This window comes from Pseudoalteromonas sp. T1lg76 (assembly GCF_002964725.1).
Taxonomy (GTDB): domain Bacteria; phylum Pseudomonadota; class Gammaproteobacteria; order Enterobacterales; family Alteromonadaceae; genus Pseudoalteromonas.
This window is the reverse complement of sequence record NZ_PQCE01000031.1, coordinates 86752-99007: the sequence shown is the minus strand read 5'-3', so window position 1 is coordinate 99007 and position 12256 is coordinate 86752. Positions and strand designations below refer to the sequence as shown.

The following is a 12256-nucleotide window of genomic DNA, read 5'->3' as shown; positions in this document are numbered from 1 at the left end:
GCATATAGGACCAAAGTCCCATACTCGAAATTTTAATCTGGCTGTAACCAAACTGACATTTTTCCTCCTTACCTTAGCCGCTCCTTTTAGCTCCGGAAGTAGAAATAAAATGAAGTCGTTGTTCAAAGTTAGTTATTTAGCAGCTGTAGTTTCGAGTTGTTGTGTTGCAAGTTTTCCTCTGTTGGCGAATCAAGATGATGTGGCTAAAGAAAGCGATATCGAGCAAATCGTTGTTACCGGCCGAGCTGGTGCGGGGTTTTTACGAAAGGCGGAAACGAGTTACGCGATTTCAACGCTAAGCGATGAAGACTTAGTGACCAATAACCCCCTGAGTGTGGCTGATGTGCTAAAAACAGTACCTGGCTTTTGGGTTGAGTCTTCAGGTGGTGAAGCGGGCAATAACATCCGCGCCCGAGGGATCCCGCGAGATGGCTACTCATCGGTATCTTTACAAGAGAACGGACTAGCCATTCAACATGATGGCGGTCTTGGTTATCTCAATGCCGACCAATCGTTTCGCTTAGATGAAACCATCGAACGTGTAGAAGTGGTGCGCGGTGGTCCCTCGCCGATTTTTGCCTCAAATGCGCCCGGCGGTATGGTTAACTTCATCACCCGTAAAGCCTATGACTATGACAGTGCAGTAATGAAGCTTGAGTTGGCGGATTACGGCCATTATCGCTTCGATGGATACTATGGTAAGGCCCTAGACAACGACATGTTTGTCTCCTCGGCGGCTTCTATCGAGAAAATGATGGCGTGCGCGATCCTGGCTTTACCGCAAACCGCGGTGGACAAGTGCGGATCAGCGCTGGCAAACGTTTTGATAAAGGCGAGGTTTTTGTCGACTACAAACACTTAAACGATAAGGTCGCATTTTTACTGCCCATCCCCCTTACCTATGACGACGACGGCGATATCACCGGCGCTCCCGGTGTTGATGCCAATTTCGGCACCATGATGGGGCCAGAGGTTGCCCATAATGTCTATCGCAATCTGGGCGACGGCTATGACTTTGATCTCAACGACGGGACCCACACCGAGCTTAATCAATTTACCGTAAAAGCGGATTTTACCCTGCAAAACGGTTGGCAGTTAGCGAACAACTTCCGCTATCGCCAAAGTGATACCCTGCGTAACGGCTTGTTCCCCACAGGCGGGATCACAGATGCACAGCAGCGTATTGATGATCTATCGACACAATATGCATCTCAACTTCCCGACAATAGCCATGTTGAACTGGCCTTTACAAACCACCCGGATACGCCTTTTGATGTTGAGAATAATCGCGGCAATGGTCTGGTATTAAATGGTAATTTACTGTCGGTGTCGGTGCCGCTTGATGAAGTCATCAACGATTTGCGCTTCTCCAAACAGTTTGCGATTGGCCAACAGCAACACGACTTCTCTTTCGGTGCCTACATAGCAAATTACGACTACGAATTTGTTCGCTACATGGCAACGGCCATGTTTGAAGTAGCGGATAGGGCCCGCTTGGTTGACGCTGTGATTGTGGATGAACAAAACCAGCAAATCGGCAGTATCACAGAAAACGGTATTTTGCGTTACGGCTCCTTGTATAACAACGTAGATGCTGGCGCCGATATTTATGCTTTCTACGCCGCCGATGAGTGGCAAATAACCCCGGCTCTGCGACTGGACCTAGGTGGCCGCTACGAAGTATCTGAGCTTTCCGGCACGGTTGAGGGCACCCAAGTTGTCGATCTTGAAGCATCCAGTACCTTTGCCGACGATAACTTCATCACAGGGAATGGTGAATTCAAACATATCGACAGAGAGTACAAGGAATTTGCCTGGACCGCCGGACTTAACTACCAAGAGTCGGATGAACTTGGCTACTTTGTCCGCTACACAGACAGTTTTAGAGCCCCGAACGCCTCAGATTTTAACGGCAACCCGGATCGAGACGACTTAAAGGTGGAGCCCATCACCATGTTTGAAGCGGGCGTGAAATTCAGCACCGACAACTTCAATCTGTATGCGACACCGTTTTACACTCACTTCGAAAATATGCGCTTCACCGATTACATTTTCGATACTACGACTAACAGCTACCGAGACCAAACCGCCTACGGCGACACCAAGACATACGGTGTCGAGGTCGAGTCATTCTGGCAAGCGTCTGATTTACTGGATTTCGCGCTAACGGGGACCTGGCAATCCGCAGAGTACGATACCTTTAACTTTACCAACCAGCAGGGCGAAGCGGTTGATTTTGGTGGTAACCAGTTGATTCGCGTGCCTGAGCTAAGTTACCGGGGCGTGGTGGGGATTAACCTACTCGACGGCCGCTTAAGAACCGAGTTGGTCGCGGAATACTATGGCGACCGCTATGGCGACGTTGCCAACACGGTAGAGCTACCAAGTTATCATGTATTTAACCTAAGCATGCGCTACGACATCAATGACGAGTTCGTTGCCTACTTGAATATGCAGAACATAGATAATGAGGTCGGTTTAACAGAAGGCAACCCCCGCGGCGGGCAATTCATCGGCGAAACCAACGAAAGCAACTACTTCTTAGCGCGTCCAATTTTAGGTCGCACCATTAGCGCGTCATTGCGCTACAGCTTCTAACCCTCCGTAGTCCCTTGTTCAAAGAGCCCGAAAGGGCTCTTTTTTAGGAGAAATCATGCGTATTTTTTTATTCGTATTAGTGCTGTTTAACACGCTTGCCGCCCATGCCTCTGTGCCTGATCAGGTTATTTCCGGCAGCATTGACGGCAGCGCGCACCAAAGTTACCAATACATTGATTTTGAAGTACCAAACAACACCCAAGAATTGGTGATTGAATTTGAATACAATCGTGATAAGCGCACAGTTATCGATTTGGGATTAAACGACCCAAGCGGGTTTATTGGCTGGAGTGGCGGCAGTAAAAAACGCATCGTCATTTCGCGCAGTTATGCCAGTCCCGGTTACTTACCCACACAGATACGCGACGGTAAGTGGCAACTCATTTTAGGGGTGCCCAATATTCGCAAAGCGTCCTCCAGCGAATACCGCATAGCGCTGTATTACAACACCGATGCCACCGCTTTTAGCAGCGTATCACTTAACGACAAAGCAAACTGGTACCGCGGTGACTTACATGCGCACTCTGGGCATAGCGACGGCCACTGCCCGTCAACGCAACAACAAAAAGTGGGTTGCCCGCTTAGTTGGTCTGTGCAGAATGCAGCGCAAAAAGGTTTAGATTTCATAGCGATGAGCGAGCACAACACGCTTTCTCAGCATAACGAATTATTCGCGCTGCAACCTTATTTTGATGATGTATTGCTGATGCCAGCCAGAGAAATCACCACCTTTTTTGGCCATGCTAATGTGTTTGGCGTGACCAAGCATCTCCCTTTTACTGTCACTGATGGTGATGTCACTCGCTTGCAGCAGCAAGTCATTAATAACAATGGTATTTTGTCTATCAACCACCCTGCACTTCCGTCCGGTGAAGCCTGTATGGGCTGCGGTTGGATAGCGAAGACCGACTACACCCAGGTGCACGCCATTGAAGTAGTTAACGGTTCGGTACGCAAAAACCATCAAGACACCTTCAACGCCCGCACCTTCTGGCATGCACTGTTGAATCAAGGGTATAAAATCGCGGCCATTGCGGGTAGCGACAATCACAATGGGCACAGTCATGAGCAAGGCGTTGGTGACATTGGCAGCCCTACTACAGTCATTTATGCCAACAGTTTGAGCACACCGGCGTTACTCGAAGGCATTAAAGCAGGTAAAACCTTTGTCACCACCAAGGTGAATGACACCCGCATTCCAAAACTAATTGCCCGTGTGAGCTTGCAGTCATTTGAGGTAGGTGACAGGGTGAAGGTTACGGGTACTGATTCAATTGAACTTGCTTTGACCTTGCCAAGCAGCAAGGGTGAAAAGGTGGTGTTTTACAGCAATAACGACTCGATGGCGTTGCCTTTAGAGTCTGGCGAAGCGACGATACAGCTTGAGACTAGGAATTTAAAGTGGGCCCATGCCGAGGTGTACAACCAAAACGATGAACTGCTGTTTGTTACCAGCCCGATATACTTTCGGCGCACATCATAAGGGGGTGCTAGATGCCCCTTTGAATGCACCTGACCCCTCTTTAACTTTAACGCTGGGCTCAAGAACTTGAGCACCAGCAATAGCATAAATGACGGCCAGTACTCACCACTGGCCTTCATTCTAACCTTATGATTCTATTAACATCTTATTACTGTAAGTCGATGCGATAGAGGGCAAAGCCGTTTTCATCGAGTTTAAGCGGTGAGGTCGGTGTGACGGCCGGCAGGGTTTCGGCGATGGCGGCCACATCATCCAAAGGTGAGGTTCTAAACACCACATTCAGTGGCGTGTCTGTGCTTACCTTGGCAAAGCGCCAGTTGTTGTCCGCGGAAGGATCTAACCCAGTCTCTGGCGATTTCGCCGCTTCGCTGATGATATAGCTGCGCAGCACACCGCGGTTTTCATCCGGGCCTTCAAAGGTTTCACGGCTGCTGCCATCTATGGCCGGGAAGTTGCCGCCACCACTGGCGCGATAGTTATTGGTCACAACCAAAAACTCCGCCTCAGGATCGATAGCCTGGCCTTGATACTGCAGGTTAACGATGCGCGAGCTCTCTGGGTTAATAAGCACGCCTTCGTTGTCATAACGCTTAGGCTGAGTCACGTCGATTTCAAAGGTGACGCCATCGATGATATCGAAGTTAAAGGTAGGGTAGCTGGTGTCGAGCAGGTTTTGCTCGGCACTGGTGCTCATGTCGATTTGGTTAAACTGACCAGCGGAGCGCTCTAGCCATTCCTTTACGTCACCGCCTGATACCTTCACCATGCGAATGGTGTTGGGGAAAACGTACAGGCTGACGGTATCGAGCATTGCAATATCGCCCGCCTTTACATGGGTGTAATCCTCCACGCCATTGCGCCCGGCACGAAACGGCGCTGCCGCCGAAAGTACCGGCAAACCATCTAATTCGGTGCCCTGAATAAAGGCCCTACCCCAGGCGATTTGCGCATCGGCAACGATTTGAATGGACGGGTCGTCCTGTACCAGGGCGAAGAAACTAAAGATGGGTGCAGATATCTTCGCAAACGGCTCACTCACCCAGTCGATGGTGGCCTTATGTTCAAGCTCGATGGCCGCGGCAATTTCCCCATCGGCCTCGGCTAGGTCGACAAAGTTGCCTTCTGCATCCTTGGTGCTGATGGCACGGTTGCTCACCGCCGAACTTGCAACCTGCCAGCCACCGTTTTCTGTGGGCTCCAGCTCCAGGTCGATAATACCCAGATGATTACCGAAAAAGCCCGGCATCACCGCGGGCACGCCATTGAGAGTGCCATTGACATTATCTATGCCCGCTTCTTCAAAGCCATCATAGGCGGCATCGCCGGGGAAAACACGGTGGTTATGACCAAATAAGATGGCGTCTATTCCCTCTACCTGAGAAAGGTAGAGGGCGGTGTTTTCGGCCATGCTTTCATAGGCGCTGGCGGTTAACCCGGAGTGAGGAATGGCAATAACAATATCGGCGCCTTCCTCTTTCATTTGCGGCACAAACTTCTCGGCGGTGGCGACGATATCCTTGGCGATCACCTTATCCTGCAAATGGGCGTTGTCCCACTGCATAATTTGCGGCGGTGTTAGCCCCAGGTAGCCGATTTTAACGGTTTGCTCGTTGCCATCGCTGTCGAAGACGATTTTGTCTTGAATATAATAAGGCGTGTAGCGGTTTTGATCGTTACTCTCATCATTATCACCGTCATCCACGTACACATTGGCATTTACATAAGGAAAATCGGCTCCCGCCAAGGTGGCATCTAAAAACTCCAGGCCAAAGTTAAATTCGTGATTGCCCAGGTTAGCCACGTCATAGTCCAATAGGTTCATGGCCTTATAGGCCACGTGAGTCGCGCCATTGAGAATATCGTCCTTGCGCACCAGGGCTTCATAGTCGCCCAGCGGGCTGTTTTGAATTAGGTCGCCGTTATCCACCAAGACACTGTTAGGCACCTCGGCGCGGGCTTCTTTGATCAAGGTGGCGGTATTAACCAGCCCCAGGGTTTCCGATGGCGCTTGGGCAAAATAGTCATAGTTCGACAAATACATGTGAATGTCTGTGGTTTCCATGACCCGCAAACTCACCGTGGCTGAGGGGCTCACGCCAATGCCTTGGTCATCGTCATTGTCGTTACTTGAGCTGCAACCGCTGAGGCTTAGAGCAACGGCTAATGCCAAAGTAGACTTTAATAAGTGCTTGTTATTGAATGGGGTTTTCATACTTATTCCATAGTTTTTTTGAAAATGAAGATTGCCCCGTCACCCTAAAAAGGTTTTATGAATTTATGATGAAAAAGTAGTATCAAAATGTAATCGAGGCTTCGCTCCAGACCTCCTTAAATACGCACCTCAATGAAAACTAGACGACTGGTCTAATCAAGTTTAGAATGGACGCCATGAACGCAAAAACCAATGACACACGCCAGCATATTTTAAAGGTCGGCTACGAGCTAATCGTCAGCAAGGGCTTTACGTCCGTGGGCCTTTCAGAGCTGTTAAAAACCGCCAATGTGCCCAAGGGCTCTTTCTATCACTACTTTAAGTCGAAGGAGCATTTTGGCGAGGCGCTGATCCAGGATTATTTTAGCCAATACCTTGAAGCCATCACCGGGCTGCTTGAAAACCCGGCGCTCAGCGGTTATCAGGCACTGATCCAGTATTTTGAGCTGTGGCTGGCTCAGGATAAGGGCAGTTGTAATGCCAACAAATGCCTGATCGTTAAATTAGGTGCGGAAGTATCGGATCTGTCCGAGCCCATGCGTGTTGCCTTGAAAAACGGTGCCGATAGAATTGTCGATACCATAGCCAAATGCATTAAACGCGGCATGACCGACGGCTCAATTAAGGCCATCGATGCCAAGCAAAGTGCGCAGCAAATCTATTTTCTATGGATTGGTGCCAGCTTGTTGAACAAGCTATATCAGGACCAAGCCGGGCTAAAACAGTGCCTGGAGAACACCAAACAGTTATTGCAGGGCTAAACGCCCGGCGATGAAATTACACCGCCATGTGTTTGGCGGTTTTTTTGCAACGAACACTAGACGACCGGTCTAATCAAAAATTGCATTTAGGAGAATACCTATGTCAGCTTCAACCCAAAACCGCCGCATCGTATTGGCATCACGCCCTCATGGCGCCCCGACGGCGGCTAACTTTCGCTTAGAAACCAGCGCTAAACCCGAGCCGCGAGAAGGCGAAATCCTGCTGCGCAGCGTGTATTTATCACTCGACCCTTATATGCGTGGGCGCATGAGCGACGCCAAATCGTACGCCGAGCCGGTGGCCGTCAATGACGTTATGGTCGGCGGTACCGTCTGCCAGGTTGAGCAATCACACAACAGCGACTTTGAACCGGGTGAATGGGTGCTGGCCTACACCGGCTGGCAGGACTATGGCATCTCCGATGGCAAGGATCTGATCAAGCTGGGTAAAAACCCCGCTCACCCTTCTTACGCCTTAGGCGTTATGGGCATGCCCGGCTTTACCGCTTATATGGGGCTGTTGGATATAGGTCAACCTAAAACCGGTGACACCTTAGTCGTGGCCGCAGCAACCGGCCCGGTGGGCGCCACCGTAGGGCAAATCGGCAAGCTTAAGGGTTGTCGTGTGATCGGCGTTGCCGGCGGCGCGGAAAAATGCCGTTATGCCGAAGAGGTATTGGGTTTTGATAAATGTCTCGATCACTATGCCGACGATTTTGCCGAGCAACTGGCAGCAACCTGCGACCAAGGCATCGATATCTACTTCGAAAACGTTGGCGGCAAGGTATTCGATGCGGTAATGCCGCTACTGAACACCGGCGCCCGCGTGCCACTGTGCGGTTTGGTCTCTCAATACAATGCCACCGAGCTGCCACAAGGCCAGGATCGCCTGTCATTATTGATGGGGCAACTGCTGATCAAACGCATCAAGATGCAGGGCTTTATTATCTTTGATGACTACGGCCATCGCTACGATGAGTTTGCGAATGATATGAGCCAATGGCTGGCGCAAGGTCATATCCAGTATAAGGAGCAGATCGTGGCCGGGCTGGATAATGCACCCGAGGCTTTTATGGGCTTACTTGAAGGGAAAAACTTCGGCAAGCTGGTCATTAAAGTGAACGATCCTCTTTAATATTGCGCAATAAGGAAGAAAATATGATTAAACTACATCACCTTAACCAGTCTCGCTCTAAACGCATTATCTGGTTGCTTGAAGAGCTGGGGCTGGAGTATCAGGTTGTGCCCTATCAGCGCGATAGCGTGACATTTTTGGCCCCACCGGAGCTAAAAAGCATCCATCCGCTGGGCAAATCGCCGGTGCTTGAAGATGATAACCAGGTGATCACCGAATCCGGTGCCATCACCGATTACCTGATTGACAAATATGGCGCCCAACAGCTGGCACCCGAGCGCGGCACTGTGGCATACACCCAATACCAGCAGTGGCTGCATTTCGCCGAAAGCTCGGCGATTTTACCCCTGTTGCTTAAGATGTTTGTCAATAAAGACGGCGCCAAGATGAATTTTCTCGACGGCTATGCCGATATCGAAACTCATAAGGTAATGAGTTACTTTGACGCCAGCCTGGCAGGCAAAACCTACCTGGTGGAAGAGCGATTGACCGGCGCCGATATCATGATGTCCTTTATCGTTGAGATACTGCACAAGTTTGGCCTAATCGAGCAATACACCAACCTTCAACGCTATAGCGAGCAACTGGCCACACACCCCGCCTTTCATAAGGCCGATGCGGTTGAGGCCGAGCTGGATACCTCGGTAAATTAGCGCAGATTAGTGCAACGACACCCAAGGGGTAATTGGCAACAATTACCCCTTTTTTTATCGCCAATACGGTCCCTTCCAAAGACATCTATTGATGACTTTCTGTAAAACACCCTTGACATAAAAACAATCCAAGCCTAACTTAAATGTAAAGTAAACATAACTTTTAGACAAAGGAGTTAGACTTATGACCTGTGAGCAACTTGATTCGAGACCCGCGGTGATCAACACCACCAAGCAGCTGGCGCTATGGACGGGAGCCTGGGTTGGCTCGGCAGCGCTGGCGACTCTGGGCCATCAATTGTTATGGACAAATAACATCAGCCTGTCGCTTATTGCCATCGCAATTAACCTCTTGCTGGGAATGCAAATGATCCGTGCTTATATCAAGCACATTAAGGCCCTCGACGAACTGCAACAAAAGGTACAGATTGAGGCAGCGGCGATCACCGCCGGCACAGGCATAGTGGCGGGCAGCAGTTACAGCTATTTATCGAATTTTGGGGTGATCCAGCAAGAGGCCAATATTGCCGTACTCATAGTTATTATGGCCCTGGCCTACATAGCCGCCATAATTATCGGCATGTGGAGATACAGATGAAAAATCGCTTAAAGGTACTGCGTGCCGAGCGCGATTGGACTCAAGCCGATTTAGCAAACGCCCTGGGTGTCTCGCGGCAAACGGTAAACGCTATAGAAAAAGGCAAGTTTGACCCAAGTCTCCCCCTGGCCTTTAAATGCGCGAGGCTGTTTAACCTCGCCATTGAGGAAATTTTTGAGGACGAAAACGACTAAGAAGTCCGGCAAAGATACTTCTAGCATTATTGTCGGCCTGAAGGCCGACCTACAACCTTAGCGGCAAAGACCGACCTAAAATGATTGGCATTAGCCCTTGGCGATCAATTCGTAGGAGCGCAATCGAGCCTGTTGATCATAAATAATGGCATTAACCATGATCTCATCGGCGCCGGTGCGCGCCTGTAACCCACGTAACCCGGCTTGTACCTTGTCCCGATTACCAACGATGGACTCGCGCAACATATGAGTGACCTGCTGGCGCTCCGCTGCGGTCCAAATCATATCCATATTCTCGGTTGGCGGTGGAATTAGCCCCTCCTGCCCACGCAGCATGCTGACAAATTTTTGCTGTCCTGTGGTGGCCAGGTATTCCGCTTCTTCGTTGCTATCGGCGGCTATCACATTCACCGCCCCCATAACGTAAGGCTCGGCCAGTTGCTGGCTGGGCTGAAACTGCTGGCGGTACAACTCAATAGCACGCATCATAAAATCGGGGGCAAAATGTGAGGCGAATGCAAAGGGCAGCCCCTTTTTCGCCGCCAACATGGCGCTGTAAGTGCTCGAGCCTAATAACCATAGCGGCACCTGAGTACCGGCTCCGGGATAGGCGCGTACCCTTTGTCCGGGCTTGGCATCGGCGAGGAAATAAGCCAGTTCATCGACTTGCGGCTCTAAATCTTCCGCCGCACTTGGGTCGCGACGTAGCGCATGAGTGGTAGCGCCATCGCTGCCTGGAGCGCGACCTATGCCGAGATCAACGCGATCCGGGAACAAGGTCGCCAGGGTACCAAACTGCTCCGCCACCACCATGGGCGCATGGTTTGGCAGCATCACACCGCCTGAGCCAATGCGTATCTTATCGGTATGCGCACCGATATAGGCCAGCAGGGTGGAAGTAGCGGCGCTGGCGATATCGGGCATATTATGATGCTCAGCCATCCAAAAACGCTGATAGCCCAGGCGCTCAACATGCTGTGCCAACTCTTTTGCGCGCATTAATGCATCCCGCGTTGAGCTCCCCTGCACCACGGGTGCCAGGTCAAGCACACTTAAAGGAGGTAATTTTGCCATCATACATTCACCAAGGTTAAAAATTGTCAGGGCGCTAGAGTAGCAGTTTTATTCGCTCGGATAGAGACAACTAAAAACACATCTTTGTGGCCTAAATGGCATCAATTGGCCTTACTCAAAACCTATTTATGCTTAAGCTAAGATAAAAATGTCATAAAATTAACACGCTTGAGCACTATGCTTAAGAATATGCTCGGGACTATTTAAGATAAGACCTGCCTATGCGCTTTGCCCTCACCATCATTTTTCTCGCATCACTACCCCAAGCCTACGCCGCGGAAAGTACAGCGACAATAACAAGTGCCCATACGCAGGTGCAGCTAGGCCCACGGCCCTATGCGCTTATTGATGCCATGACGCCAAGCGCCCTGAAAGACACCTTGCTCGCCTGTGGTGACAAGGAAGTTAAGGCCCATTCTTTTTCCATCGGCCATCGCGGCGCCCCGCTGCAATTTCCCGAGCATACCCGCGAGAGCTACCTGGCTGCAGCGCGCATGGGCGCTGGCGTGCTCGAGTGTGATATCACCTTTACCGCTGACAAGGAGCTGGTGTGTCGGCATTCTCAATGCGATCTGCATACCACCACCAATATTTTGCAAACCGAGCTGGCAGCCAAGTGCTCCGAACCATTTACACCGGCCGCACATGGCAAACCGGCAAGCGCCAAATGCTGTACCAGTGATATCACCCTGGCGGAATTTAAAACCTTAAAGGGGAAAATGGATGGCGCCAACGAGAATGCTAAAACAGTGGCAGACTATCTGCGTGGCACCGCCGACTGGCGCACCGACCTCTATGCACACCAAGGTACGCTGATGACCCATGCACAGAGTATTGCGCTGTTTAAAGAGCTCGGTGTGCAAATGACGCCTGAACTCAAGGCTCCCGAGGTTAAAATGCCATTTAAAGGCATGTCGCAAACGGATTACGCCGCCAAGATGATCGAAGAATATCGTCAGGCTCAGGTGCCCCCAAGCCTAGTGTGGCCGCAGTCTTTTAACCGCGATGATGTACAGTATTGGATTGACAGCCACCCTGAGTTTGCCGCACAAACTGTGTACTTGGATGACCGTGATAGTGACCTATTATTCGATCACCGCAGCCCACGCACCTGGTCACCCAGCATGAAAGCCTTAGCGGATCAGGGCATAGAAGTGATTGCCCCACCAATCTGGATGCTGCTTGATTTAGACCAAGACAAGAAGATAGTGCCCTCGGCCTATGCCAAGGCCGCCAAGACTGCAGGGTTAAAGATCATTGCCTGGTCGCTGGAGCGCTCCGGCCCATTGGAAAATGGCGGCGGTTGGTACTATCAGTCAATTACTGAGGCGGTCAAGCATGACGGCGTGCTGATGCAGGTATTGGATGTGCTGGCACAAGAGGTAGGCGTGATAGCCGTCTTTAGTGACTGGCCGGCGACCACCACCTATTACGCTAATTGTTTACTGGCGCCGGATAAGAAAGAATTAAAACAAAAGTAAGTACACACCAACACACCTCTTCCAAAGACCGTACAACGCAACTTCAGCGCCAGCTATAGAACTGACT

Annotated in this window: 11 protein-coding genes; 9 read left to right on the top strand and 2 right to left on the bottom strand. The window is 50.6% G+C overall.

Annotation, left to right across the window (positions count from 1 at the left end):
- The first annotated feature begins 181 nt into the window (after positions 1 to 181).
- From C2M35_RS11695 to C2M35_RS11685, 3 genes are read left to right on the top strand one after another with little or no spacing between them, the layout of a single operon-like run.
- Positions 182 to 862, top strand: a complete 681-nt coding sequence (locus C2M35_RS11695) for a TonB-dependent receptor plug domain-containing protein (protein WP_158677972.1) — start codon at positions 182 to 184, stop codon at positions 860 to 862.
- Positions 799 to 2598, top strand: coding sequence for a TonB-dependent receptor domain-containing protein (locus C2M35_RS11690; RefSeq protein WP_105265417.1), 1800 nt, complete (start codon positions 799 to 801; stop codon positions 2596 to 2598). The genes C2M35_RS11695 and C2M35_RS11690 overlap by 64 nt, the downstream gene beginning before the upstream one ends.
- A gap of 55 nt (positions 2599 to 2653) precedes the next feature.
- Complete coding sequence (locus C2M35_RS11685; RefSeq protein WP_105265416.1) at positions 2654 to 4081, top strand: CehA/McbA family metallohydrolase; 1428 nt, start codon at positions 2654 to 2656, stop codon at positions 4079 to 4081.
- Positions 4082 to 4229: 148 nt separating this feature from the next.
- On the opposite strand, the gene C2M35_RS11680 is transcribed toward C2M35_RS11685, so the two are convergent.
- A complete protein-coding gene (locus tag C2M35_RS11680; RefSeq protein WP_105265415.1) occupies positions 4230 to 6293 on the bottom strand; it encodes a bifunctional 2',3'-cyclic-nucleotide 2'-phosphodiesterase/3'-nucleotidase in 2064 nt (687 codons plus the stop codon).
- 176 nt (positions 6294 to 6469) lie between these two features.
- Between C2M35_RS11680 and C2M35_RS11675 the strand changes: the two genes are divergently transcribed.
- From C2M35_RS11675 to C2M35_RS11655, 5 genes are all read left to right on the top strand, one after another.
- Positions 6470 to 7054, top strand: coding sequence for a TetR/AcrR family transcriptional regulator (locus C2M35_RS11675; protein ID WP_105265414.1), 585 nt, complete (start codon positions 6470 to 6472; stop codon positions 7052 to 7054).
- A gap of 100 nt (positions 7055 to 7154) precedes the next feature.
- Positions 7155 to 8189, top strand: coding sequence for an NADP-dependent oxidoreductase (locus tag C2M35_RS11670; RefSeq protein WP_105265413.1), 1035 nt, complete (start codon positions 7155 to 7157; stop codon positions 8187 to 8189).
- Positions 8190 to 8212: 23 nt separating this feature from the next.
- Positions 8213 to 8842: a glutathione S-transferase family protein gene (locus tag C2M35_RS11665; protein ID WP_105265412.1), complete on the top strand. Its 630-nt coding sequence runs from the start codon at positions 8213 to 8215 to the stop codon at positions 8840 to 8842.
- 184 nt (positions 8843 to 9026) lie between these two features.
- Positions 9027 to 9440 (top strand): hypothetical protein, encoded by a 414-nt coding sequence (locus tag C2M35_RS11660; RefSeq protein ID WP_105201293.1) that lies wholly within the window; start codon positions 9027 to 9029, stop codon positions 9438 to 9440.
- Positions 9437 to 9634, top strand: a complete 198-nt coding sequence (locus C2M35_RS11655; RefSeq protein WP_105265411.1) for a helix-turn-helix transcriptional regulator — start codon at positions 9437 to 9439, stop codon at positions 9632 to 9634. Before C2M35_RS11660 ends, C2M35_RS11655 begins: the two co-directional genes overlap by 4 nt.
- 90 nt (positions 9635 to 9724) lie before the next feature.
- On the opposite strand, the gene C2M35_RS11650 is transcribed toward C2M35_RS11655, so the two are convergent.
- Positions 9725 to 10711 carry an LLM class flavin-dependent oxidoreductase gene (locus C2M35_RS11650; protein WP_234000059.1) on the bottom strand — a complete coding sequence of 329 codons (987 nt, stop codon included), beginning with the start codon at positions 10709 to 10711 and terminating at the stop codon, positions 9725 to 9727.
- 218 nt (positions 10712 to 10929) lie between these two features.
- On the opposite strand from C2M35_RS11650, the gene C2M35_RS11645 reads away from it, so the two are divergent.
- On the top strand, positions 10930 to 12189 hold the full coding sequence (locus C2M35_RS11645; RefSeq protein ID WP_105265410.1) for a glycerophosphodiester phosphodiesterase family protein: 1260 nt from the start codon (positions 10930 to 10932) through the stop codon (positions 12187 to 12189).
- Positions 12190 to 12256 lie beyond the last annotated feature (67 nt).